23 protein-coding genes and 2 tRNA genes are annotated in these 24,862 nt (G+C 56.4%); 8 read left to right on the top strand and 17 right to left on the bottom strand.

Annotated features, from left to right (window positions below; translation table 11 throughout):
• Positions 1-155: 155 nt before the first annotated feature.
• The 12 genes from rplJ to tig all read right to left on the bottom strand — a co-directional run bounded on the left by rplJ (position 156) and on the right by tig (position 9,058).
• A complete protein-coding gene (rplJ, locus tag HMPREF3039_RS00505; protein WP_067570725.1) occupies positions 156-659 on the bottom strand; it encodes a 50S ribosomal protein L10 in 504 nt (167 codons plus the stop codon).
• 21 nt (positions 660-680) lie between these two features.
• The gene (gene rplA / locus HMPREF3039_RS00500; RefSeq protein WP_067570723.1) at positions 681-1,382 is read right to left on the bottom strand and encodes a 50S ribosomal protein L1; all 702 of its coding nucleotides are present in this window, start codon (positions 1,380-1,382) and stop codon (positions 681-683) included.
• A gap of 50 nt (positions 1,383-1,432) precedes the next feature.
• Positions 1,433-1,861 (bottom strand): 50S ribosomal protein L11, encoded by a 429-nt coding sequence (gene rplK, locus HMPREF3039_RS00495; RefSeq protein ID WP_067570722.1) that lies wholly within the window; start codon positions 1,859-1,861, stop codon positions 1,433-1,435.
• 54 nt (positions 1,862-1,915) lie between these two features.
• A complete protein-coding gene (gene nusG, locus HMPREF3039_RS00490; protein WP_067570720.1) occupies positions 1,916-2,485 on the bottom strand; it encodes a transcription termination/antitermination protein NusG in 570 nt (189 codons plus the stop codon).
• A gap of 28 nt (positions 2,486-2,513) precedes the next feature.
• The gene (locus HMPREF3039_RS00485; protein ID WP_067570718.1) at positions 2,514-2,741 is read right to left on the bottom strand and encodes a preprotein translocase subunit SecE; all 228 of its coding nucleotides are present in this window, start codon (positions 2,739-2,741) and stop codon (positions 2,514-2,516) included.
• Positions 2,742-2,774: 33 nt separating this feature from the next.
• A tRNA-Trp gene (locus HMPREF3039_RS00480) sits at positions 2,775-2,850 on the bottom strand.
• 98 nt (positions 2,851-2,948) lie between these two features.
• Positions 2,949-4,133 carry an elongation factor Tu gene (gene tuf, locus HMPREF3039_RS00475; RefSeq protein WP_067570716.1) on the bottom strand — a complete coding sequence of 395 codons (1,185 nt, stop codon included), beginning with the start codon at positions 4,131-4,133 and terminating at the stop codon, positions 2,949-2,951.
• Positions 4,134-4,177: 44 nt separating this feature from the next.
• Positions 4,178-4,252 (bottom strand) — tRNA-Thr (locus HMPREF3039_RS00470).
• A 205-nt stretch (positions 4,253-4,457) separates the two neighbouring features.
• Positions 4,458-5,540 (bottom strand): tRNA (adenosine(37)-N6)-threonylcarbamoyltransferase complex transferase subunit TsaD, encoded by a 1,083-nt coding sequence (tsaD, locus tag HMPREF3039_RS00465; RefSeq protein ID WP_067570711.1) that lies wholly within the window; start codon positions 5,538-5,540, stop codon positions 4,458-4,460.
• A 22-nt stretch (positions 5,541-5,562) separates the two neighbouring features.
• A complete protein-coding gene (clpX, locus tag HMPREF3039_RS00460) occupies positions 5,563-6,933 on the bottom strand; it encodes an ATP-dependent Clp protease ATP-binding subunit ClpX (protein WP_067570710.1) in 1,371 nt (456 codons plus the stop codon).
• 37 nt (positions 6,934-6,970) lie between these two features.
• Positions 6,971-7,627, bottom strand: coding sequence for an ATP-dependent Clp protease proteolytic subunit (locus tag HMPREF3039_RS00455; RefSeq protein WP_067570709.1), 657 nt, complete (start codon positions 7,625-7,627; stop codon positions 6,971-6,973).
• Between the two features lie 120 nt (positions 7,628-7,747).
• Positions 7,748-9,058: a trigger factor gene (gene tig / locus HMPREF3039_RS00450; RefSeq protein WP_067570707.1), complete on the bottom strand. Its 1,311-nt coding sequence runs from the start codon at positions 9,056-9,058 to the stop codon at positions 7,748-7,750.
• 258 nt (positions 9,059-9,316) lie between these two features.
• On the opposite strand from tig, the gene bamA reads away from it, so the two are divergent.
• The 5 genes from bamA to HMPREF3039_RS00425 all read left to right on the top strand — a co-directional run bounded on the left by bamA (position 9,317) and on the right by HMPREF3039_RS00425 (position 14,775).
• Positions 9,317-11,740, top strand: a complete 2,424-nt coding sequence (bamA, locus tag HMPREF3039_RS00445) for an outer membrane protein assembly factor BamA (protein WP_067570705.1) — start codon at positions 9,317-9,319, stop codon at positions 11,738-11,740.
• Between the two features lie 22 nt (positions 11,741-11,762).
• Positions 11,763-12,533: a hypothetical protein gene (locus tag HMPREF3039_RS00440; RefSeq protein ID WP_067951826.1), complete on the top strand. Its 771-nt coding sequence runs from the start codon at positions 11,763-11,765 to the stop codon at positions 12,531-12,533.
• A 39-nt stretch (positions 12,534-12,572) separates the two neighbouring features.
• A complete protein-coding gene (gene metF / locus HMPREF3039_RS00435; protein WP_067570702.1) occupies positions 12,573-13,508 on the top strand; it encodes a methylenetetrahydrofolate reductase [NAD(P)H] in 936 nt (311 codons plus the stop codon).
• Positions 13,509-13,587: 79 nt separating this feature from the next.
• Positions 13,588-14,304, top strand: coding sequence for a tetratricopeptide repeat protein (locus HMPREF3039_RS00430; RefSeq protein WP_167506683.1), 717 nt, complete (start codon positions 13,588-13,590; stop codon positions 14,302-14,304).
• Between the two features lie 210 nt (positions 14,305-14,514).
• A complete protein-coding gene (locus HMPREF3039_RS00425; protein ID WP_197483312.1) occupies positions 14,515-14,775 on the top strand; it encodes a hypothetical protein in 261 nt (86 codons plus the stop codon).
• 188 nt (positions 14,776-14,963) lie between these two features.
• Here HMPREF3039_RS00425 and HMPREF3039_RS00420 read toward each other — a convergent pair whose 3' ends face one another.
• The 5 genes from HMPREF3039_RS00420 to HMPREF3039_RS00400 form a co-directional block, all read right to left on the bottom strand.
• Positions 14,964-15,599, bottom strand: a complete 636-nt coding sequence (locus tag HMPREF3039_RS00420; RefSeq protein WP_067570693.1) for a TetR/AcrR family transcriptional regulator — start codon at positions 15,597-15,599, stop codon at positions 14,964-14,966.
• Between the two features lie 132 nt (positions 15,600-15,731).
• Complete coding sequence (locus tag HMPREF3039_RS00415) at positions 15,732-18,890, bottom strand: efflux RND transporter permease subunit (protein WP_067570691.1); 3,159 nt, start codon at positions 18,888-18,890, stop codon at positions 15,732-15,734.
• Between the two features lie 103 nt (positions 18,891-18,993).
• Positions 18,994-20,520: a hypothetical protein gene (locus tag HMPREF3039_RS00410; protein WP_067570689.1), complete on the bottom strand. Its 1,527-nt coding sequence runs from the start codon at positions 20,518-20,520 to the stop codon at positions 18,994-18,996.
• 32 nt (positions 20,521-20,552) lie between these two features.
• Positions 20,553-21,845 (bottom strand): TolC family protein, encoded by a 1,293-nt coding sequence (locus HMPREF3039_RS00405; RefSeq protein ID WP_067570687.1) that lies wholly within the window; start codon positions 21,843-21,845, stop codon positions 20,553-20,555.
• A 146-nt stretch (positions 21,846-21,991) separates the two neighbouring features.
• Positions 21,992-22,444: a hypothetical protein gene (locus HMPREF3039_RS00400; RefSeq protein WP_067570685.1), complete on the bottom strand. Its 453-nt coding sequence runs from the start codon at positions 22,442-22,444 to the stop codon at positions 21,992-21,994.
• A 222-nt stretch (positions 22,445-22,666) separates the two neighbouring features.
• On the opposite strand from HMPREF3039_RS00400, the gene HMPREF3039_RS00395 reads away from it, so the two are divergent.
• The 3 genes from HMPREF3039_RS00395 to HMPREF3039_RS00385 all read left to right on the top strand — a co-directional run bounded on the left by HMPREF3039_RS00395 (position 22,667) and on the right by HMPREF3039_RS00385 (position 24,796).
• Positions 22,667-22,990: a hypothetical protein gene (locus HMPREF3039_RS00395; RefSeq protein ID WP_067570683.1), complete on the top strand. Its 324-nt coding sequence runs from the start codon at positions 22,667-22,669 to the stop codon at positions 22,988-22,990.
• 5 nt (positions 22,991-22,995) lie between these two features.
• Positions 22,996-23,523: a hypothetical protein gene (locus HMPREF3039_RS00390; RefSeq protein ID WP_067570681.1), complete on the top strand. Its 528-nt coding sequence runs from the start codon at positions 22,996-22,998 to the stop codon at positions 23,521-23,523.
• A gap of 79 nt (positions 23,524-23,602) precedes the next feature.
• The gene (locus HMPREF3039_RS00385; RefSeq protein WP_067570679.1) at positions 23,603-24,796 is read left to right on the top strand and encodes a hypothetical protein; all 1,194 of its coding nucleotides are present in this window, start codon (positions 23,603-23,605) and stop codon (positions 24,794-24,796) included.
• The last annotated feature ends 66 nt before the right edge of the window (positions 24,797-24,862 follow it).

The raw sequence follows: 24,862 nt of genomic DNA, 5'->3' as shown, positions 1-24,862 counted from the left end.
ATTGTTTTCTTTTTTGGTTCTAGTCGCGCCAAGAGCCACTTGGCATTTCAGTTCTCCGGCCGGAGTTCCGACAAGGAACCTCTAGGAGAGGTCGGGCCCGGTTTTCACGCATTTTGGCTAAAGTGCAACCGGGCCGTCCGGTCAAGGGGTTAGTATTAAGCAGCGGGTTCTTCGCTGCCGCCGTTTTCCTTGTCCACATATGCCTGAATGACTCGGGCAAGAGCGGAACCGGCGGCATTGATGGTGCCAAGGAGCTTGGCCAGCAGCTGGTCGCGGGGAGGCAGGTCGCCGATGGCGCGGATCTGGTCGGCAGTGAGGACAGCCCCGTCCAGAATGGCTACCTTGTATTCGGCCTTCTTGGAAGCCTTGTTGAAGGTATTGATGGCTTTGGCGGCGCCAGCCACGTCGGATGCTCCGGTGATGAAGGCGGTCTGGCCGACGAGGTGTTCGCCAATGTCCGGCAGGCCGGCATCCGTCAGGGCCGTGCGCATGAAATTGTTCTTGGCCACGTGGCACTGGGCGCCGGAGGCGGCCAGTGCGGAACGCAGATTGGTGAACTCGGGTACGGTGATCGCGGTGTAGTCCACAACGATCAGGAACGGAGAGGCGTTGACGCGGGCGGTCAGGTCGTCAATGATGATACGCTTGTCAGGATTCATGATGTGCTAAATCGGTTCGGGTTACAGTTTGGCGATGGAAGCGGTGTCAACCGGGAGACCGGGGCACATGGCGCATGAAACGGTGACGGATTCCACATAGGCGCCCTTGGCGGAAGCCGGGCGTGCCTTGATGACGGAATCAACCAGAGCGGCGATGTTTTCGCAGATGCTTTCGTTGGAGAAGGACAGCTTGCCTACAGCGGCGGAGATGTTGGCATTCTTGTCAACCTTGTAGTCGACGCGGCCTGCCTTCACTTCCTTCACGGCTTTGGCCGTGTCGTCCGTAACCGTACCGGTTTTCGGGTTGGGCATCAAGCCGCGCGGACCCAGTACACGGGCAACCTTGCGGACCTCCGTCATGGCGTCGGGGGTGGCAATGGCCGTGTCAAAGTCAACGAAACCGTCCTGGACCTTCTTGATGAGGTCTTCAAAACCCACGTATTCGGCTCCGGCTTCCTGGGCGGCCTTGGCGGCGTCGCCCTGGGCGAAGACGAGGACGCGGACGTTCTTGCCCGTGCCGTTGGGCAGGGAAACGCTTCCGCGGACCATCTGGTCGGATTTGCGGGGGTCCACGGTCAGGTGGAAGGAAACTGTGACAGTCGGGTCAAACTTCGGTGCCGGGAAGGACTTCATGGTTTCCACGGCTTCGGAGATGCTGTAGTTCTTGTTAGGAGTAACAAGCTTGGCTGCTTCTTGATATCGCTTGCTGCGTTTGGTAGACATGTGTGTATTTGGCAGTGCGTTCGGATTGGTTAATCCTCCTGCGGTGAGTGTTACATACCTTCAACTTCGATGCCCATCTGGCGTGCCTGTCCGGCAAGGATGCGGGCGGCGCTTTCGGGATCTTTCGTGTTGAGGTCAGGGAGTTTGGTGTTGACAACTTCCATCAGCTTGGCCTTGGAAAGGGTGGCAACCTTTTTCTTGTTCGGTTCGCCGGATCCGGAGGCAATGCCGGCGGCTTTCTTGAGAAGCACGCTGCCCGGGGGCTGCTTGGTGATGAAAGAGAATGACTTGTCCTTGTAAACCGTGATGACGGTCGGCAGGAGGTCGCCGGCCTGCTTTTGCGTGGCGGCGTTGAACTCCTTGCAGAATGCCATGATGTTTACACCGGCCTGACCAAGTGCCGGACCCACGGGCGGGGAGGGGTTAGCGGCTCCGGCGTTGATCTGGAGCTTGATGATTTTGGTTATTTCTTTTGCCATGGTTTTGCTTTGTTAGCGGAGAAAATGAACGGCGGGAATGGTGCGGGAAAAGTTTCAGGCCTTTTCAACCTGCCAGTATTCCAAGTCCACCGGAGTGGCGCGGCCGAAGATGGAAACGCTGACACGCAGTTTACCTTTTTCCGGATCGATTTCCTCGATGGTGCCTTCCTGACTCTGGAACGGGCCTTCGCAGACGCGCACCGGGTCACCGACGGCGAATTCCACCTTGGGACGGGCTGCGACGGCTTCCGCGTCCAGCAGGGGCAGCAGGTCCTCCACTTCGCGCTTGCGCATGGGGAGGGGGGCGTTGCGGGAACCGGCAATGCTGATGACGCCGTCAATCTGCTGAATGAAGTACCAGAGGTCCTTGTTCAGGGAGCCGTCGGCTTCCAGCAGATACATGTTGGCGTAAACGTACCCGGGGAACAGCTTGCTGTGGCGTTCCGTCTTTTTGCCGTTGCGGACTTCGGAGATAAGTTCGGTGGGGACTTCCACCCGGTAGATGAAGTCGGAAAGTTCGGCGTCCTTGGCCTTGCGGATGATGCGGTCACGAACGCTGTTTTCCTGTCCGGAGAGGACATGAAGCACGTACCATTGTTCGTGAGGCTCTGGGGTACTGGGCATGATCGGAAAAAGAAAGTGGGGGATAAAACTAGACTGCCAACTTGATGAGGTAGTTGACCACGCTGTGGAGGAAGATGTCGAACGATGCGACAAACGCGCCAAGGAAAACCATGGCAATCAGAACGACAAGAGTGGAACCCCAGAGTTCGCGGAATTTTTTGAACCCTTTCACCTTGGGATCGCTTTCCCAGGGCCAGGTGGTCTTCTTAAGCTCGCCCTTAACTTCGGCGATGAATTGAGAAATCTTGCGAAACATGCTTCAAGGTGGGGTGATGTATTTGGAAAGAAGTGGCAGGTCAGGAGGGACTCGAACCCCCAACTTTCGGTTTTGGAGACCGACGCTCTACCGATTGAACTACTGACCTGTTGGTTTTCTTCTTTCGTGGGAGAATGAGGGGACCCCGCGGGGAGGCCCCCTCATTCAAACCGGATGTGTAGATTCCTCTACTAGTCCAGAAGGGACTTAGTCAAGGATTTCGCTGATACGACCGGCACCTACGGTGCGGCCGCCTTCGCGGATAGCGAAGCGCATGGCTTTTTCCATGGCGATCGGGGTGATGAGCTGAACTTCCAGGTTGACGTTGTCACCAGGCATCACCATTTCCACGCCTTCGGGAAGGGTGCAGCAACCGGTCACGTCCGTCGTGCGGAAGTAGAACTGCGGGCGATAGTTGTTGAAGAACGGAGTGTGACGGCCGCCTTCTTCCTTGGTCAGGACGTAAACTTCAGCCTTGAAGTTCTTATGGGGCTTCACGGTGCCGGGCTTGATGATCACCTGGCCGCGTTCGATGTCTTCCTTCTTCACGCCGCGGAGCAGCAGACCCACGTTGTCGCCGGCCTGGCCTTCGTCAAGCAACTTGCGGAACATTTCGATGTCCGTAACGGAAGTCTTCTGGGTGTCGCGAATGCCGATGATTTCCACTTCTTCCATCTTCTTCACGATGCCGCGTTCGATACGGCCGGTGGCCACGGTACCGCGGCCGGAGATGGAGAACACGTCTTCCACGGGCATCAGGAAGGGCTGGTCAACGGGGCGTTCCGGCTGGGGAATGTAAGCGTCAACGGCTTCCATGAGGTCCATGATGGACTGTTCGGCAGCGGCGTCGCCTTCCAGAGCCTTAACGGCGGAACCCTTGATGATGGGGGTGTCGTCGCCCGGGAATTCGTATTCGTTCAGAAGTTCGCGGACTTCCATTTCCACGAGTTCGATCAGTTCGGGGTCGTCCACCAGGTCGCACTTGTTCATGTAAACGACGATGGCGGGAACGCCTACCTGACGGGCAAGAAGGATGTGTTCACGGGTCTGCGGCATCGGGCCGTCGGAAGCGGCAACCACGAGGATGGCGCCGTCCATCTGGGCAGCGCCGGTGATCATGTTTTTCACATAGTCGGCGTGTCCGGGGCAGTCAACGTGAGCGTAGTGACGCTTGTCCGTTTCGTATTCAACGTGTGCCGTGGAGATGGTGATGCCGCGTTCGCGTTCTTCGGGAGCGGCGTCGATCTGGTCATAGCCGCGTGCTTCGGCGAAACCCTTCTTAGCGAGCACTGAAGTAATGGCGGCGGTAAGGGAGGTTTTGCCGTGGTCAACGTGACCGATGGTGCCCACGTTCACGTGGGGCTTGTTGCGCTGGAATTGCTCTTTAGCCATAATGATATGTTTAGGTTTGGGCTGCTATGGGTCTAGCTTGAAGATGGAGCTTCTGGCGGGAATTGAACCCGCGACCTCATCCTTACCAAGGATGCGCTCTACCCCTGAGCTACAGAAGCATAGACTTCTTCCGCCTTTCGCCGCTCTAAGAGAGTTGTAACTCCGCCCAAACCTGCGGTTCTAGCGGATAGATAGCATCCTCCCGTGTTGCCTGACGAAAAGCGGTCGCTAGATTACGCTTTTAAATGCCGGATGTCAATGAAAACGTGAACATTTTTTCGCCTGTATGCCACAATAATATGGCATGAGTTTCCAATATGCTGATCAGGAATGCGTTGAATACTTGGATCTGTTCAAGTCTTCCGTCAGTTTCAGGTTGGGGTCAACGTCTTCATCCAGAGAATGGAAGAGTCCCCGGCGCGCCTTGAGGCAGGCTACATAGGCAATCATGGCGGCATTGTCCGTCGTCAGGTCGAAATCCGGAAGCATAAGTTCCACGCCTTCGCGTGCGCAGATTTCCTGCAGGCGCGTGCGCAGCTCCCTGTTGCAGGAGACGCCTCCGGAAACGGAAAGGGTGCGGTGGCCGGAAAGGCGCAGGGAATACAGGGCCTTGCGGATCAGCACATCCGTAACCGCCCTCTGGAAAGAGGCGCAAAGGTCGCAGAGAGTTTGTTCCGCCAGGTCGTGGGGATTGCCGCTTTCCGTCAGCTTGGGCAGCGTGTAGAGAACGGCCGTTTTCAGGCCGGAAAAGGAAACGTTGGCCGTGGCTTCCTTCATCAGCGCGCGCGGGAAGGAAAAGGCGTCCGGATTTCCCCGGGCGGCCATGCGGTCTATTTCCGGGCCGCCGGGATAGGGCAGTCCGAGCATTTTGCCTACCTTGTCGAACGCTTCTCCGGCGGCATCGTCCAGGGAACGGCCGAGCAGGCGGTAGTCCCCCACGCCCCGGACGTCCACAAAAAGGGTGTGGCCGCCGGAAACGACCATCCCCAAATGCGGTACGGGGCCTTCCGGCCGTTTGACAAAGGGGGAGAGAAGATGTCCTTCCAGATGATTGACGGAGACGAAAGGCTTGCCTGTTGCCAGCGCCAGGGCCTTGGCCGTGCTGTTGCCTACCAGCAGGGCGGCAACCAGGCCGGGGCCCGCGGTGGCTCCGAATACGTCAATGTCCGCCGGGGTGACGCCGGCTTCCCGGCACGCGGAGCGGATGACGCCGGGAAGGTCCGCGGAATGGTTGCGGGAGGCCAGTTCCGGAACCACTCCGCCATGCTGGCGGTGAATGGCGATTTGGGAGGAAATGACGGAGGAGAGGATATCCGGCGCTTCTTCCTCCCCGGAAGAACGCAGCACGGCGACCGCCGTTTCATCGCAGGAGGATTCTATTCCCAGGACGGTGAGAGTATCCGGCATGGCTGGGGTGTGGGAAGCGGGATCAGGACGCCTGCCGTATCTGGGCCGGTTCCTTGTCAGTGACTGTTTTCCTGGTAATGGTTACGGAATCCGCGTTTTTCATGCTGGGAACCTTGTACATGATGTCCAGCATGAGGTTCTCGAAGATGGCGCGCAGGGCCCGGGCTCCGGTGCCGCGCTCCATCGCCTCAGCAGCCATGGCTTTCAAGGCGTCCGGATGTACGTCCAGTTTGGCTCCGTACATGGCGAGCAGCTTGGAATACTGCTTGACCAGGGCGTTTTTCGGTTCCGTCAGCAGGCGGACCAGCTGGTCTTCGTCCAGCTTGGAAAGCGGGCAGAAAATGGGCAGGCGGCCCACCAGTTCCGGAATCATGCCGAAGGAGAAAAGGTCTTCCGGCATGGCCTGGGCGAGAATCTCCTCTTCCGAGTATTCCTTGCTGCCGCGCTGTTCCGTGATGGCTCCGAATCCCATCTGGCTGGCGCCGAGACGCTTGCGGATGATATCCTCCAGGCCGACGAAAGCCCCTCCCACGATGAAGAGGATTTTTTCCGTGTTGACGCGGATATACTCCTGCTGGGGGTGCTTGCGCCCACCGGTGGGGGGCACGTTGCAGATGGTCCCTTCAATAATCTTCAGCAGGGCCTGCTGCACGCCTTCCCCGGAAACGTCCCGTGTGACGGAAACGTTCTGGGTCTTGCGGCCGATCTTGTCGATTTCGTCCACGTAAATAATGCCCTGTTCCGCCTTGGCTACGTCAAAATTGGCTGCCTGGAGCAGGCGCAGGATGATATTTTCCACGTCTTCGCCCACATAGCCGGCTTCCGTCAGCGTGGTGGCGTCCACAATGCAGAAAGGGACGTTCAGCATCTTCGCCAGAGTCTTTGCCAGCAGCGTCTTGCCGGAACCGGTGGGGCCGGCGAGCAGGATGTTGGACTTCTCGATTTCCACATCGTCCAGGGACTTGTCCTCCAGCGTTATGGAATTCTGGCGCAGGCGCATGTAGTGGTTGTACACGGCTACGGAAAGCACCTTCTTGGCATGATCCTGGCCGATGACGTACTGGTTGAGCGTGGCGCACATTTCCTCCGGGGTGGGCAGGGGGCCTTCATAGGAGGTTGCCGGGGCGCCTGCCTCGCGCAGCATTTCCGTTGCTGCGGCCTTCCGGGCTTCCGCCTGGCACATGGCGTAGGCGGAAGGCTCCATGTTCAGGATGCCGCGGATGAAACGGGTGGCGAGCGGAAGGCCGTTGTCCTTCACAATCATGTTGACGCAAATCTCAACGCAATTGTTGCAGATGTAGAAATCTTCCGCGATTTGAATGAGCTTGTCCACCTTGTTCCCCGGCTTGCCGCAGCAGGAACAGGCTGGAATATTAGGGTTGGTACCGGACATAATCTGATATTGAGAGAGTAGGGGCAGCCGGCAGGATTCAGGCCTTGCCTTTCTTCTTGTTTTCCTGTCCGTCCTCGTGATGGGTCAGTACCTTGTCCACTAGCCCATAGGCTGCGGCTTCTTCCGCGGTCATGTAATTATCGCGGTCGGCGTCTTTCTCAATTTGCTTTTCCGTCTTGCCGGTGTGCTTGGCCAGGATGCCGTTGAGGCGTTTTTTCAAGTTGAACATGAATCCGATGGTGCGTTCCACGTCAGAAGCGGTTCCCTGGGCGCCGCCGGAAACCTGGTGGATCATCACATGGGAATTCGGCAGGCAGAAGCGTTTGCCGGGCGTGCCGGCCGCCAGCAGGACGGAACCCATGGAAGCGGCGATGCCCAGGCAATACGTATTCACGTCGCAGGAAACGAACTGCATCGTGTCGTAAATGGCTAGGCCCGCGGTGACGGAGCCGCCCGGGGAATTGATATACACGTGGATATCCTTCTTGGGATCGGCCATCTGGAGGAACAGAAGCTGGGCGATCACGGAATTCGCCACGTCGTCGTCAATGGCGGAGCCGATGAAAATGACGCGGTCCTTGAGAAGGCGGGAATAAATGTCAAAGGCGCGTTCTCCGCGGCCGTCCTGTTCCACCACCATGGGAACGTAATAGGACTTCACGGTTTCCGGGTTGGAAGAGTGGGGTTGAAACATATGATTGTTGCAGGTTCGATGTTTTATATTCACTGTAATTCCCCTTCTGGCGGATACAAAACGGGGGAGTCGGGCATTCGCTCCAACTCCCCCTGGTAAGGTTTCTTGTGCAGAGGAGGGTTATTGCTCGTCTACGGTTACTTTGGCTTCTTTCGTCAGGAAGTCCAGAACCTTGGCTGTCAGCAGGCTCATTCTGATGCCGTGCACGCGGCCTTCCCGCTGGATTTCCCGGATATAAGCCTTGAGCGCCTTTTTCTGCTGGCGGGCCTGACGTGCCACTTCATTGTAGAGTTCCATTTCCGTGACGGAGATCTTTTCCACCTGCGCCACTTCCTGGAGCATGAAGAAGACCTTCAGGTTGCGCCGGGCTTCGTTTCTGGCTTCCTCGCGGGCGTCTTCCACAAACTTGTCCATGTCGGCGGGGGGATTGCCGCTGTACATGGCCTGCTGGAGCTTCTGCTGGAGGATGCCGTACACTTCCCGTTCCACGACGGCTTCCGGCAGGTTGAAATCAAGCATGTCGGCCAGCTTTTCCGTGATCTGGTCGGCTTTGGCTTCGTCGATCTGGAGGGTCTTGCGCTGGGCAATGTTTTCCTTCACGGCGGCCTTGAGTTCTTCCAGCGTCTTGCCGGGCAGCACCTTGGCGGCGAATTCGTCGTCAATGGCCGGGAGCTCCTTCTCGCGCACTTCCTTCACGGTGGTGTGGAAAACAAGATCCTTGCCGCGCAATTCAGCAATCGGGAAAGTATCCGGAATGGTCACGGTGATATCCTTGCTGTCACCGGCCTTCAACCCTTCCAGGGCGGAGGCGAAGCCGGGCAGGAACTGGTCGTCTTCCACCTTCATCCACTGGTTTTCGCGGCCTTCCAGGAAGCCCACCGGCTTGCCGACGGCTTCCGCTACGGGCTTGTCTTCCAGAGTGGTCTTGAAATCGATAATCGCTACGTCGTCCATCTTGGCGGCACGGTCCACGGGAACAAATTCCGCAATCTGTTCGGCCAGGGAATTGAGGGATTCCTCCACGTCCGCTTCCGTTACTTCGGAGGAGGGAACCTTCACTTCAATTCCCTTGTACTCCGGCAATTCAAATTCGGGCACCACGGTCATCGTGCTGGTGGCGGTGTAATTGCCCTGTTCGTCGATGGACTGTTCCGGCTTGCCGAAATTGAGAACTTTCAGCTTGGGGTTCTGTTCCAGAGCCGTGGAGCAGGCCGTTTCAAACAGGGTGTCGAGCAGCTCTTCCTCAATCTCCTTCTTGAAGCGCTTTTCAATAATGGACTTGGGAGTCTTGCCGGGGCGGAAGCCGGGCAGCTTGGCCTTGCCGGCGTAGGAATCCACAATGGAGGCGCGGCGCGCGGCCGTGGTTTCTGCGGGAATGGAAGCTTTCAGCGTGGCTGTGCAGTCCGGTTGAATATCAACGTTGATTTCCATAAATAATACGGTCAGTGTTAGAATGAAAGTGGTTTATCCCGGCTTCCGGCATCAGGGCGGCGTCAGGACACGGGCGGCGGTAAATGTAATGAGAGGCTATCTTAAGTGCAAGCTATTGCACAGGAATGACACAATTGCCATTTCGGCGTATGAAAGCGCAACAAGTAAAATGCGCGGCAACTGCGTTCTACGCGGAATGTCGTCTTGACTATGTACGGGGAAAAGTCCTTTATATCCCAAGTATTAAGTTCCGCTCTCATGATTCGTCCCGTTTTCCTGATTGTTTCTCCTCTTCTTCTGGCGTGCTCGTCCGCCTTGTCCCAGGACAAAACTACTCTCAACAGGGGCGGTTACGGCTCCGTGATGACCCCGGAGCAGGTGGCCCGCGAACTGGGGCCGGAAACAGGTATTCTGCCCGGCGACCAGGCGTATGAAGGCAAGCCCGTCAAAAGTGTTTCCGTGCGTTACAGAAGCAGCGGCAAAACCGTCTCGGAAGACCGCCTGAAAAACCTGCTGGCTACGCAGCCGGGCACCAAATACTCCCCGGATGTGGTGAACAAGGACCTGGAGCGCCTGCTGGAAAGCGGTCTGGTAGGGGGCAATACGACGGTTGCCGTGGATCCCTCCGGAGACGGTGTCAGCGTGGTATTTGAAATGGCGGCCCAGAATCTGTTGGGCGGCGTCGGTTTTCAGGGCAATACCGCCTTCGACAGCCGGGACCTTTCCGAAGAATGCGGGTTAAAGGGCGGGGAAGCCCTCAGTGACAAGGCACTCAGCAGCGCCATCACCAAACTGCGCACCTACTATCAGGAATCCCGGTATCCGGACGTGCAGGTCTCCTATTTTTACCAGAAAACGGAACGGCCCGGCTTTGTGGACGTGATCTTCAACATCAATGAAGGCAAAAAAGCCAACATCATCAACATTGATTTCGTCGGCAACGAGCATGTCAGTTCCAAGGACCTGCGCCAGGTGATGAAGACCAAGGAAAAGGGCTGGCTGACCTGGATCACCAAATCCGGCCGCATTGACCGCGAACAACTGGAGGACGACCTGGCTGAATTGGTGACTTATTACCGCAACAAGGGTTATCTGCGCGTCAAGCTGGAAAAGGTGGAATACTTTGATTCCGGCAAGGGCAACGAGCAGAAGCTCACCATGAAGATCACGATCTCCGAAGGCCGCCGCTACAAGGTCAACCAGGTGGCGTTCGGACCCACCAGGGTATTCACTTCCCAGGAACTCGTGCCCGGCCTGAGCATGTACAACGGAGATACCTACTCCGCCCAGAAGGTGGCCGACGACGTGACCATGATCCGCCGCTATTACGGTTCCCGCGGTTATGCGGATGCCACGGTTCGTCCGGATATCCAGGAAGTGGGCATTGACCCCAAGACCGGCTACGGGCAGATCAACATCGTTTACCATGTGTCGGAAGGCAACCCCTACCGCGTGGGCAACATCCGCGTCATTGGCAACAACCGCACGAAGGACTACGTCATTCGCCAGGAACTTCCCCTCCAGTCCAATGACCCGATGAACTCCGTGGACCTGGATACCGCTCAGAAGCGCCTCCAGAATTTGAACTACTTTGACCTGGTGGACGTAGCCCAGGTGGGCTCCACCCGCCCCGGCTACCGGGACGTCAATATTGAAGTGGCGGAAAAACGCACCGGTTCCCTGAACATCGGCGTGGCGTTCTCCTCCATTGAAAGCGTGTACCTGTTTGCGGGGATTACCCAGTCCAACTTCGACATGTACGACTGGTCTTCATTCGTGGGCGGCGGCCAGCGCTTCGCCATCAACACGCGCGTCGGTTTTGAAACGCAGGATGCCAGCATCTCCTGGGTGGACCCCTGGTTCCTGCACCGCAAGCTCGCCTTCGGCACGGAAATCTTCTACAGCAACTCCTCCTACTACTCCGACTACTACGACCAGCAAAACTACGGATTCGCCGTTTCCCTGCGCAAACCGATCGGAGAGCTGGACTACGTGAAGCTGGAATACCGCCTGGAACAGTACCGGATTGACGCCAAGGGGAACGCCCCCATCTTCTTCTGGCTCCAGGACGGGGACTACCTGCGCAGCCATGTGGAACTCTCCTACACCATTGACACCCGCGACGCCCAGATATTCCCGCGCAAGGGCGGCAAATTTGAGGTGCTGGCCGGTTATTCCGGTCTGGGCGGCGATGTGCATACCTACAACTTCGGCATCAACGGCGCCTATTACTGGAACCTGCGTGGAGACACCATTTTCAGCATCAATGCCGGTGTCGCCACCGTGGACTCCTACGGAGACCATGACGTACCTATCTTCGAACGCCTCTACCTGGGCGGCCCGTACAACATGCGCGGCTTCCGCTTCCGCGACGTGGCTCCTTACGACCCCGCCCTCAGCGGTGACGAAACCATGGGCGGCCGTTCCTCCTTCTTCTGCCAGTTTGAATACTCCATTCCGGTCATTGAAGAAGTCCGCATCGCCGTCTTCTACGACATCGGTTTTGTAAATGGAGACGCCTTTGACTTCGGCACCTCCAAAATCGTTTCCGACTACGGCATCGGCCTTCGCCTGAACCTGCCCATCGGTCCGCTGGCCGTGGACTACGCAATTCCGGTTCAGAAAAACAATGCTATTGACCGCGGCGGCCAATTCCAGTTCTATCTTAACTATTCCTATTAATTTAACTCCTCCCTCCTGACCTATGAGCAATTTCCGTATCGTTATTCTGGTGCTTCTGGTAGTGGCCCTGGCTGTGCTGGGACTGATATACGTGAATCTTTCCGGAAGAATGGACGTCCTCCAGCAACAGCAGCAGCTTGCCGTCTCTTCTTCGGCGCCTGCCGCGAATGCTCCGTCTCCTTATCTGCCCATGCCCACGCAGGCCGCTCCGGCGTCCATGCAGCCGGCGGTGGTGGCGGACCCCGTGATGGTTGAGGAACTGGCCCATGCAACGGCGGAACTGGAACGGATGAAAAAGGAAAATGAAGACCTGCGCCGCCGCCAGGATGTAGCGGAACAAGAACGTGCCCTTCTGGTACGGCGGAATTTGGAAAAAGGGGATCCCCAGCTTCAGTGGCTCAACGACATCAGGGACGCCGAGCAGGTGGGCAGGGTGACGGAATACATCCGTGAAGCCAACCTCGTGTTGTTCCAGGCGATCGGCAAGCCGGAATTGACGGTGGGCCAGGAACTGGGCATCCGCCGCCGCGGGGGCATCTTCGCCGCTCTGATCGTGGATGGCGTTGATCCGGACGGCAAGACCTACCAGTCCTATGTGAAACGCAACAAACTCTTTGACAGCAACGATAAGGAACCTCTCAAGCCAGGGGATGAGGTGATTATTCCCCCTGCAAGTTGGCATGCCGGTCTGCCTGAGCTGGACGAAAACAATGCGAACCCTGCCGACGGCGCTCCCGTTGCTGCGCCCGCCTCCTCGGCGCCCGAGCCTTTTGTTGTTCCCATGGAACCCTGATCCGCCCCGCCGGATGCATCCAAGCAAAAAAGAAAAGACGTGCACTTGAAAGAAAGATTGCAGTCGGACGCCGGTCCCACCCTGTCCTTTGAATTCTTTCCGCCCAAAAACGAACAGGCGGCAGCCGCCTTGTACCAGACCATTCGTGAACTGGAGCCCTACCGGCCCAGTTTTGTCAGCGTGACGTATGGCGCGGGCGGCTCCACCAGGGAACTGACGCGTGAAGTCGTTTTGCGCATCCAGAATGAATCCCGCATTCCCACGGTGCCCCACCTCACTTGCGTAGGGCACAGCCGGGAGGAAATATGGAACATTTTGGACCGGTACGCCCAGGCGGGAGTGCGCGCGGTGCTGGCGCTGCGCGGCGATCCCCCCCGCGGCGTGGAACATTATGACCGTTCGGCGGATGCCTTCAGATATGCGGTGGATCTGGTAGCATGTATTCGTGAATACAATGAATCCGGTCGCCATCCGGACCCGGACGGTTTTGCCATTGGCGTGGCGGGTTTCCCTGAAGGCCACCCCTCCACCCCCAACCGTCTGCGGGAAATGGACTTTCTTAAAGCCAAGGTGGATGCCGGGGCGGACTATATCTGCACCCAGCTGTTTTTTGACAACCACTGTTTCCTGGATTACCGGGAACGTTGTCTGCTGGCCGGAATCAAGGTGCCTGTTCTGGCTGGCATCATGCCCGTCACCAGCCTGTCCGGCATGAACCGCATGGCGGAACTATCCGGAGGAACCTGCTTCCCCGCCCGGCTGCTCAAGGCCCTGAAGCGTGCCGGGGGCAATGCGGAAGCCATACAGGAAGTGGGCATCCAGTATGCTTCCAGCCAATGCGCGGAACTGCTGGACGCCGGCGTGGACGGCATCCATTTTTACACGCTCAACCAGAGCCGCGCCACTCGCCAGATTTACCGGAATCTGGGGCTGAGAGATTCCCTCCAGCTCCTGGAACATGGCGAAGATAAGTAAAAAGCTGATTGATTTGGTCGGCGCAACACTGTAGAACCCTCTTCAACGTACTATGGATATCAAGGATATTAAGCGGGCCATGGACAATATGCCCATGGGGGATGGAAGCGCTTTTGCGGAAATTTCCGTCGGACCGGCCAAACATGAGCAATTTCTGGATGAGCATTACGGCAAGATTGCCTTGATCGTGTTGCTGTGCATTCTTGGCGCCGCCGGCTGGATCATTTACAACGGCATGCAGGAATCCATGGAGAAAAAGGCCGGAGCCGCCCTGGTGGCCGCCATGCCTGAATCTCCGGCCACCGGAGAGATTTCCCTGAATGAACAGGGCCTTCAGCAGGTCATGGCTGACTTTGATGACTCGCGAGCCGCCGTCACGGCTTCCTATCTGCAGGCCGTCGCCCTGTGGAATGCCGGAAAGGAAGAGGAAGGCATCTCCAAAATGAAGGAGTTCATTGATTCCGCTCCCACGGAAGAATGGAAAGCCCAGGCATCCGTTACGCTGGCCTGCCGTTTGATGAACGGCGGCAAGGCGGACCAGGCGGCAAGCCTGTTCCGTTCCGTGGTTGATTCCGGTGATCCCACGTTTTCCGCTTTTGCCACCATGTGTCTGGGCGATATCGCTAGGGCTGGAAAGGACAGCGTTGCGGCCGGAACCTTCTACCGTGAACTGGCCGAGAAATTCCCGTCCAGTGCGTTTGTTCTCGATTTGCAGCGGAATGGCTATGTGCGCCGCAAGGCTCTTTTTGATGTCCAGAGTCCCGTAAGGATTGAGCCGGTTGGGGATAAAAAATAAAACCTTCCCTTTAAGAATACAGCTTCACCGGACCGCATGCCGCAGTAATGCCGTGCATGCGGTTTTTTGCGTTTTGATGTCCGGCTGACGGTCCGTTGTTGACGGGTGCGTGACATATTTAGACAAAAAGGGAACCTTGTCCGCGCTTTACGGGTGTGGACCTGATGGCCCATGATTCATTAAACCATTTTCCGAACCATGAACAAGTACATGAAATCTTTCTGGCTTCTTCCGCTGGCGGGACTGTCCCTTTCCCTGTTGCCGTCATGCACGACGGACAGCTACGGGAATACGGCAGTAACCCCCGGAGGCGCTGCCGCCATTGGCGTGGGCGCCCTGGCTGCCGGGGCGGCCATTGGTGCGGCCGTCCAGCACGACCGTGACAAGGACAGGTACCGCAATGACTGGAATCATCACCATCCGCCGCCCCCTCCCCCTCGTCCCCACCATCGGCCTCACCGGCCGAGGTAACTCTCTCTTTTTTGCGGAATGATTGAAAGCGGCCCGTAAACGTACTTGTTTACGGGCCGCGTATTTTTCAGGGAAATCGAAAAACAGAGACCGGAAAGCAGAGCCGGCCCATCATGGCGGCATTCCGAGAGGCGCCTTGCCTCTTATGCCGCCTTACTGGCGTGAAGGAAGAGGTTTGGCGTGGATGCTCAAGTGCGTTCTCCCTGGCGGATGCCGTTCAGGGCCCAGTGCATGCGCTGTCTGGCGCTGTCCGGATCACTGAGAATGGACCCCAGTAACTCCAGAACGGGACGGGCTGCCTGGGAATCGTGTACCTGGAGTTGGCCGGAAAGAATGAAAGGCGCGCCGCCGCAGCAAACCAGATAAATAAGAACGTTCATGGGATTCCCGCTCACGATGGACCCTTCCTCCTGGGCCGCCTGAATGGTCTCCAGCAGCACGAAAGGATGCCGCGTATGCAGCCCGGAAATAAAGCGGATGGCCTCCTTTTCCCCTGCCAGGGCGTCCAGCACCAGCTGGGCGATAAACTCTCCGTGGAGAAGGAGGAAATCCATAATATCCTCCAGAATAATCTCCAGTTTTTTTAAGGAGGGCAAATGAATATTGGCATGCGTCCTGACGCCGGTAAACAGGGGCTCATACCAGCGTTCCAGCAATTCATTCAAAAAGGCGTCGCGGTTTCCGAAATGATAGACGAAACTTCCCGGATTGGTTCCTGCACGCAGGGACAGGCCGCGTACGGTAAGGCCGCGTAATCCGGATTCGCTGGCGATCATGGCTCCCGTATTGAGCAAATGCTCTCTGGTGGATCTCCGTTTGGTCATATGGAGGGAATAATAAAACCATGTGTGCTCCTTATGATCTGGAAATGCAAGGACTTGTTACGTCTGTTATTGTAAAGGGCGGAGCCGGGTCCTCGTCTATTCCCCGGTTCCGCCGTCTGGAATCCCGTCTGGTCAGGACTTGGATTCCAGCTCTTTCCTTCGGGCCGAAATCCAGCGGGAAAACAATTTGGCCGTAGCCGGAATAATGAGCAGGTTCAGGATGGTGGCTGAAACCAGGCCGCCAAACTGCACGATGGCCAGGGGGCCGAGCAATTCGCCGCCGGGCTTGTCAATGGCCCAGATCAGCGGCAGCAGGCCCAGAACCGTGGTCAGGGACGTCATGATAATGGGAACCACGCGTTCACGCGATCCTTCCCGGATGGCTTCCACAGGGGCCATTCCCCTGTGTTCCAGAGCCCGGTACCTGTTGAGCAGAATCAGGCCGCTGCGGATGGCAAAGCCGATGACGGTCACGAACCCGACGATGGAAGCCACGGACAGAATGGGCGGAATATATGTGGCGCCGAACAGGGAGGACAGGGTACCCGGAGACGCCAGAAAAACGGCCACGATGCCGCCCACCAGGCACAGCGGAATATTCACCAGCGTCAGCATGGCGCGGCGCACGCTTCCCAGGGCGGAGGACAGGAGCAGCACGATCAGCACCATCACGATGGCCCCCAGCACGTAAAGCCGTTCGGAGGCCGACTCCCTTGCCTTGATGGTGCCGTCATAATCAACGGTGCAGCCCATGGCGTTCATGACCGGGTCCAGCTTCTCCCGGCATGCCTTCGCCAGGTCTCCCAGGTTGGAATTGGGGGAGGGATTGCAGGAAATCATGGCTTTCCGCATCGTATTGTCTCTCAGAATCAGGTTGGAAACCTCCTCCCGGTACACTTGGGCCACGTCGTCCAGGCGCACGGTCTTTTTGTCCGGGGAAATAAGTTCCAGACTCTTGACATCCTCCATGGACGTCTTCAGCTTGGGGTCGATGCGGAGAACGATATTCCAGTGATCCTGATTCTTGATCACCTCTCCCAGCTTCTGGCCGTTCATGGCGGTGGAAACCTGTTCCGCGGCATTGGCCATGGTCAGGCCGTGGGAGGCCAGGGCCTCCTGGTCGTACTGCACGCGAATGGTATCCACCATAATCTCCCGGTTGGCGCGTGCGTCGGCCACTTCCGGCAGGGAAGCCAGAATCTCCTTGGCCTTCTGTGCCGCCAGCCGTAGCTGGGGCAGTTCCGTTCCGTAAATATTGATCGCGATTTCGGAATTGGAACCGGACAAGGCGGAACTGATGCGGTGGGCCAGCGGGTAGCCGATCATGGAACTGGTGCCGGGAATATCGTCAATGCACTTCTTGATGGAGGCGCGCAATTCCTTCTGGTCCTTGTTCAGGTCCACCCGGACAAGCAGCTCGGAGGCGCTGACAGGTTCCGCGTGCTCGTCGTTCTCAGCACGCCCCGTGCGCTGGGTAACGCTCAGCACGCCGGGGATGTGTTCTATATCCTTCATCACCTTGCGGGAAATGCGCTCCGTTTCGTCCAGGGACGTTCCCGGCACCGTGCTGACGAACACCGTATAGCAATCTTCGTTAAACGGAGGCAGGAAGCTCGTGCCGAAAGTGGAGCCCAGCCACAGGGCCAGCAGGGTGACGGCCGCCATGATGGCGCAGACCGTCTTGGAAAAACGCAGGCAGAACTCCAGTACGGGCGTGTAAATGCGCTTGATGAGGCGGGAGCTGAAGGAATCCCCGCTCTCCAGCGTAGCGGCGTTCTTGCTCTTCTTGAACCACATGTAGCACAGTACCGGCGTGATGGTGACGGCTACGATGAGGGAGGAAAGCAGGGCCAGCATGTAGGAAATGCCCAGGGGGCGGAAAAACTGGCCTTCCAGCCCGGACAGGAAAAGAACCGGGGTAAACACCAGCAGGATGATCACGGAGGAGAAGGAAATGGACCCCACGATCTCTCCCTTGGCCTCCATCAGCACTTCATACTTGCTCTTTCGCTGTTCTTCCGGCAGGGCGGCGTTCCGGTTCAAATGCCGCCACGCTATTTCCACGAAAATGATGGCGTTATCCACCACATCCCCCACGGCCACGGCCAGGCCGCCCAGCGTCATGATATTGATCGCCAGCCCGAAAACCGGAAACATCATCATCCCGAACAGGACGGACAGGGGCATGGAAATCAGCGTAATAATCGCCGTCCGCAGGTTCAGCAGAGTCAGGAAAATCACGATCATGACGACGGCGCCCGCTATGAGCAGCGTTTCCGTGCCGTTCTCCAGGGACATCTCGATGAAATCCGCCTGGCGGTACGCGCTGGTGTGCAGCTTCATTCCCTTGGGAAGCTGGCTCTGGCTGAACTCCTTCATGGCCGCATCCACGGCTTGCGTCAGTGCCAGCGTATTGGCTCCGGGCACCTTCTGCACGGAAAGCACCACGGCATCCTCTCCCATGAAACCGGCGTCGCCGCGCCGCGGAGCTCCGTCGATCTTCACCTCTGCCACGTCCTGAAGTCGTAGAATGCCGGAAGGATGCCCCGGAACCAGGGCGCGGTTGAGCTGTTCGATATTGGCCGTGCGGGTATCCTGCTGAATGGGAAGCTCCTGCCCGGCCACGTCTTCCAGATACCCGGCGGGCACGGAAGACTGGGACTCTTCAATAGCCGTTTTCAGGTTGGAAAGATCAACTCCGGCCAGCTTCAGCCTGTTGGGATCGTAAACCACCTGGTATTCCGGCAGGCGGCCGCCCAGCACCGTCACCTGGCCCACGCCGGGAATAGCCAGCAGACGCGTGCGCAGCTTGTACTCCGCAAGCTGCCGCATATCCAGCGTGGAAGTATCCTTGTCCCCCGTCAGGGCAATCAGCATAATCTCCCCCGTCACGGAAACGATGGGGGCCAGTTCCGGGGATGTATTCTCCGGCAGGGTGTCCCGAACCGCGGCCAGACGTTCCGCCACGATCTGGCGCGCCTGGTAAATATCCTTGTCCCAGTCGAAATCCACCCACACGAAGGAAAGGCCGCTGCCGGATGAAGAGCGCACCCCCTTCACTCCGGCCGTGCCGTTCATGGCGGACTCAATGGGAATGGTGATATACTGCTCCACTTCCTCCGCCGTCAGGCCGGGGGCTTCCGTCTGGATGGTGACGCGCGGCACCTTCAACTCCGGGAACACGTCCACCGGAATATTCTTCACCACGAAAATGCTGATCACCGCCAGGGCGAGCGTCAGCAGAATCACGGTAATTCTGTTATTCAGGCAGAATGAGATGAGAAAATTCATAAACTCTTGGTGATTGAATGCTGATGATTAAGGATCGGGGAAAATATTTCGAAAACCAGGCACCGATTCATTCTCTCTTTAATCTTTCGTCTTTGGCCATTATTCAGTGCTCTCCTTCGTGGAACTGTCCGTCCGCATGGAAATGCCCGGCTGCTTTCTTGCTGCCTGAACCTTCCGCGGGCAGAATATACTTCAGCTCATACCCTCCCTTCGTGACGATGGTCTGGCCGGGAATCAGGCCCTTCACGGGCGTCTTTCCCTGGCGGGCGGGCAGTATCTGCACCTTCTTCATGACAAAGGCGTCCTCTCCCGTCTTGATAAACACCACGTCATTCACTCCCACTTTCACCACGGCGCTGTTCGGTACGGGAATGAAACCGTCCGTGGCGGAATCGCGGGAATACAGGTCCAGCCGTGCAAGCTGTCCGGCATGCGTGCCTTCCGGCAGGCGGTCCGGCGTAAAATACAGGGCGCGTGACTGTGTGGCGGGGTCCACCTGATCCGCCACCCTCAGAGAACCGTCCAGCAGCTCCGTATTCTTTCCCCGGGTCAGCGCAAGCTGGGCCTTGGCGTAATGAACGGGGTCCGCCCCGTAAATAGTGGTGGCGAATTCCAGCTCCCCCTTGTTGGTCATCACGAGCGCGGGCGCGCCCTGTTCCCCCCAGGCCCCCTGGGTCATGTCCACGGACTGCACGGAGCCGTCCGCGGCGGCGTGCACGTAAAGCAGATTGTCTTTCAGCTCTCCGGAAGCGGTTGCCAGTTTCAATTTGTTTTCACTGGCCTTCAGGGCGGCTTTCAGGCTCTCTTCCTCCGTCTCCTTGAACCGGATGGTGGTGTTCAGCTCGCTGTTCTTGGTCCCTATCTTTTCCAGCGTGTCCCGGCGTTCCTTGAGGGCGGCCAGGTCTGCAATGCAGCGGTTCAGTTCCGCTTTGGCCTGGGCGGCTGCTCCCTCCATCTCCACAATATCCGGAGAGGCCAGCGTATACAGGAGCTGGCCCTTGCGCACCTGCTGGGCGGATTTCACGTGGAACGTGACCCGGCCCGCCGCGGGAAGGGCGTAGGTATTCACGGCGTGCGGAGGAATGACCATCTGGCCGTGCAGGGTCTTTTCCGCCCCGTGGGGCACGGCGGTCACCTTCTCAAAGCGCATGTCCAGGGAATGGCGGGCTTTTTCATCTACGTGCAGGGGAATCATGTCCGCCAGGACGCCGGCACCTCCTGCTGAGAGCTTGCCGTGATCGTGATCATGGTCGTCTGTGCAAGCCTCCCCTTCCGCATGCTGGTGGCCTTCATGGTCGTGGTCGCCGGTGCAGACGGCGCCGTCCGGATGAATATGCTCCTTGTGGCCATGGTCGTCTGTGCAGGCCTCCCCTTCCGCATGCTGGTGGCCTTCATGGCCGTGGTCGCTGGTGCAGACGGAGCCGTCCGGATGAATATGCTCCTTGTGGCCGTGGTCGTCCGTGCAGGTTTCCCCCTCCTTGTGCTGGTGTTCGTCATGGCCGTGGTCTGCCGTGCAGGGAGTGCCGTCGGCGTGGTTGTGTTCTGCGGAAGCCTCCTGGGCGCCGAGAACGGGGCTGAGGCCGAAAACGGGGGCAATCCCCAGAATGATGGAAAAATAAAGACGTTTCATGTTTGTAAAAATGGTTGATGGAGGTGAATGAACTATTTTGATTGAAGATTGGCGTGGGTGATGTAGCGCAGCTGTGCCTGAATACCCAGCAGCTTGTCCAGACTATCCAGGAATGCCAGGCGGCTTTCGTAAAGCTGGTGGCGGTTTTCCGCCAGTTCCAGCAGAGAGGTTTCCCCAATGCCGTGCAGCTTCTCCATGGTCTGGACGGAAGAAGAAAAGGACTCCATGCGCTGAAGCTCGGTCCGGCAGTGGCGGATCACCATCTGCTGGGTGGCCTCAAGCTGGCGGGCGTTGAACAACTCCGTTTTCCAAAGCTGGACGGTTTCCAGACGGGCCGTATTCCGGGCGCCGCGCGCCTCCGCAATGGCCTTGCGGTTGCGGTTCCAGAGGGGAATGTTGAAACCTATTTCCCCTCCTACTTCCTTCTCCCCGTCGTCGCGGGTGAAGGACGGCCCCAGTTCCAGTTCCGGATACTGCCTGCGGATTTCGGTCTTTAGCAGGGTTTCCGTAGTGGCATAAGTGGCCATTTGGGCTTTTACCTTGGGAGACTCCATCAGCGCGGTGGGGGACGGGGCGGCTACGGCGGCGGGAAGGCTGAAGCCCTGTCCGGTGAGGAAGCGGAGCCTTGGAACGCTGGAAGGGTGCATGCCCATCATCTTGACCAGTTCCATCTGCTGCTCCAGTTCCGCCTCCGTGACATTCTGGAATTCACGGATGGCGTCGTTCATGCGCTGGGAGGCCACCTGGCGTGAGGAAAACTCAACTTCTCCCGCGCCGATCAGCTTTTCGATCATGCCGTTCTCCTTCTTCAGCACGGCCAGACGGTCCTGAATCACGGACTTGCGGCGTTGCGTAACGGCCAGCTTGCTCCAGGCCTGGTCCAGGGAACGGAGAAAATCCAGTTCCGCCTGCCGCAGCAGCCAGAAATCCGCTTCCTTGTACTGTTCCGCCACCTTCTTCTCCAGGGCGGGAAGGCCGGTGACGGGAATCGTGAAGCCCAGGCTGCCGGACATGTTGAGCGTATTCTCCTGCAGGACTTGTTCAATGTCCCAGGAAAAGGAGGGATCATTCCACCAGCCCGCTTGTTTGGCTGCCTCCTTGCTGGAAGCCAGCTTCAGGCGCGCCTTGTTCAGGTCCGGATTCAGGATCAGGCCTATCTGGCGCGCCTGGACCTGGGTGACGGCAGTATTGCGGCCGATGCTCCCGGACTCCTGTCTCCACGCGGCTTCCTCCGCGTTCAGGTCAATGGGGGCGTTCTTGTAAACGCTGCATGATGCCAGGAGAGCCAGCAGGCCCAGCCCGGAATAAAGTGGTATGGATTTCATGTAGTGAAAGAGATGGGTAAACAAGGGAGTCCAATTTGGGTTGGACAATGCGGAAGACGATTCCGCGGAAAAAAGGAAATGCCCGGATTCAAAAAACAGGCGAAAAACGGAAACGCCGCCAAAAGGCGTTCCTTGAAAAATCCTCTCTAAATCAGAAGGGGGCGTTGAAAGCCCGCATGTCCCGTGTCGTCGTCCGCCAGCGGGTCGGGAGGAACCGGAGCCGGGGGCTCCGCCGTCTGGCTTGTCAAAAGAAGAACGTGGACCAGTTGATGGAAATCCGGCAATACTTGCCAGACGATGCAGGGAAGGGAAACCGGAGAAGAAACGGCCGGAACAACTGGACCGTCAATCTCCAGTTGACCGTGTTCGCACCGATGGTCTGCGGCGGGAATGGAATCCGTGGAATGGGAATCGTGGCCGCCACAGCCGCAGTCGGCGGCCTTTTCATGGCAGGAGCAGGAGAACAGGAAAATCTCCTCATGGCACGGGCATACGGAAACCATGCCCATCCCGCCTATGATGACCAGCAGAAGGGTGAGCAGCATGATGCCGTTGCGCAATGCTCCAACCATGGTATGGGGCGGATCGTAAAAAGGCATCTTAAACTCGTCAAGATTAAAGTGACTGATGCTGGAACCGGGGTTCAGGGGGAGGGAAGGCTGATACTTTTTCTTCCTGCCGTGGTGGAAGTGTGATCGTGCCGTAGGAAATGGCATCTTATTGAAATGGAAGAAATTCCGAAAAATAAATTGATCTTGAACAACGCATTGTATAAAAAACAACAAAGGCTAAAGACATAATCTGAAAATATCAACTACTCTGTGAATAGGGACAAAAAATTTGAAAGTGTTAAGGAAACAATCAATAAGGAATTACCCGAAACGGTAGAAAAAGTAGTGCCTGAATTGAAAAAAGTTTATGACACCCAGGAGAAAAGGAATACAGCCATGGATGCATTGAATGAGAAGTGGGCTCCTGGTTTTAGATTAACAACATTACCTCCTAAAGTTCTGGAGGAATTGGAACAGAAATATGGAACGAATGATGGAGTGAAGTGGGGGGAAAGCGCTGCGACGAAAGCCGCGATACCGTTACTGGAAGAAGCATACAAGAGATTATTGGAAATTTATCAATCAAGAAAATAAACAGTATGAAAACAAAAGTAATCATCATCAGCCTGTGTCCTTTGCTGGCATGGAGCATTTGCACAGCGGATGAGGTAAAAAATACGGGAAAACAAACTGAAATGACGGATAGGCAAGAAGGCCCTTTTAAAAAGGCTATAAAAATAAGGAATGAGGTTGCACAACTGCAGCAGGAGCTCAAAAGATTCGTTTCCGCTTACGAAGAAAAGAAAATATCATTGAAGCAACTCAGGAATTTCTATGAAAAACGGGTGAAGAGTTTCTGCCTTTATTACCACAAGTTGTCCAGGGAGGAACTGGCGGTTCTTCTCAATATATCTCCTGGATTTTCTATGAATACAGGTTTTTTATGGGATATGAGAGTCGGGTTGAATGATTTGACGGAGATATTTCTCAGTGAAGACCAGGGGGAGTCAGTTCCGTTTACAGGACGCAATTATTCTTATACGGGACCGAAAGAAGTGGTGGTGTTAAAAGTATTTTCCGACGGGATGGATGATTTCCTGGAATGGACAAAAAAACTGGTGGATTGATGAAGAAATGCAATGAATAAAGGGAAGAGGCTCCTTTGCTTAATGAAATATTCCGTCGGTAATTTAATGTAAATCATTTATGAATAAAAAAGTGATTCGTACAGCCATTATTTATATTGTATCGTTCGCTGTGTTTGCCTGTGTGTTTGTACAGGCAAACACCCTTTCGCAAAACTGGAGTTCGGCTCTGCTTTTTCAGCTTCTTGTATTTTTCATCATTAATGAAGTTTGGTATTGGTTGTGCACGTGGCCGGGCGTCTTTCTATCCCTTTTTCAGCAGATAAAGAATAAAAATGTTCCGGAGCAAAACCGTGGAAAATATGTAGGGGGGTTGAACAGGCTCGTCAGAATGACAAGCGTCATTATTCTTATTCTGCCGCATGTTATTTATGGCACGCTGTGGCTAGTCAATCTCCTGTCGCAGCATGCCTTGCAACGGTGGGGAGGGGTGAGCCTGGATGCGTCTCTTTTCTTGCCTTCCTACTTATCATGCATCGTCTTCTTTATTCTGGTTTTTATCTTTCCCATTCAGCCGTATTCCATCAGCCATTTCATGATGGAATGGTTTGAACCGGGTCTGGGTAAGGAGAAAGTGACTGAGGAGAAGGATGATTCAAGCGCTTCTTCGTGCACTGCGCCGCTGAATGTACGGAACGAAGAACACGAAAGTCATTCCATCCTGTTTGACGTCCATTACGGAAGGGTAATGAAAGAGATGGGGGCCGGAGAGGAACTTCTGATGATGACGGCGCCCATTCCCTATGCTTTTAATAGGCAGACCCGTATGGAATTGATGATAGGCGTGCCGTTTATTCTCGCATCTGCATGGGTGGCATCCATGCTTTTCAGGGTCGTTTCCCAGTCTGGATTCTCTTTTATTTTCTGGGCGCTCCTCCTGATGCTTCTTGTCTTTTTCCCGGTGGGGTGCTTGTTGGTCTTCTCTCCGGCCCGGTGGAAAAAAAGGCTTTCCCGGACTGATTATTTTATCACTTCCAAACGTGTTTTTCTGGCGGAGGAAAACGAATTACGACAGTTTCTCTGGAAAGATGAGCCGTATATCTCCTTGCAGATGCACCATGAATTACTGGGAAGCGTCTATATTTCACGCAGAACCCGTGTTAGTGCCTGTCTGGATAAATTATTCGGCAAAGGAGAGGTCAATGCCTATGAGACGGATGAAACGGGCAAAATGAACGGATTGCTAAACATTCCACAGGCAGAAAAAGTATATGCGATGATTGAATCCCTCATGGAGCATTCAAAAGAGCCGTAAATATCTGTTTTTAAGACGGAGCTCATCATTTGACCGGAATTCTCCGGCAGCGGACTTTTCATTTTT

The sequence above is a fragment of the Akkermansia sp. KLE1798 genome (assembly GCF_001580195.1).
GTDB lineage: Bacteria > Verrucomicrobiota > Verrucomicrobiia > Verrucomicrobiales > Akkermansiaceae > Akkermansia > Akkermansia biwaensis.
The sequence above is the reverse complement of the archived record's forward strand: the minus strand, read 5'-3'. Positions and strand labels throughout refer to the sequence as shown.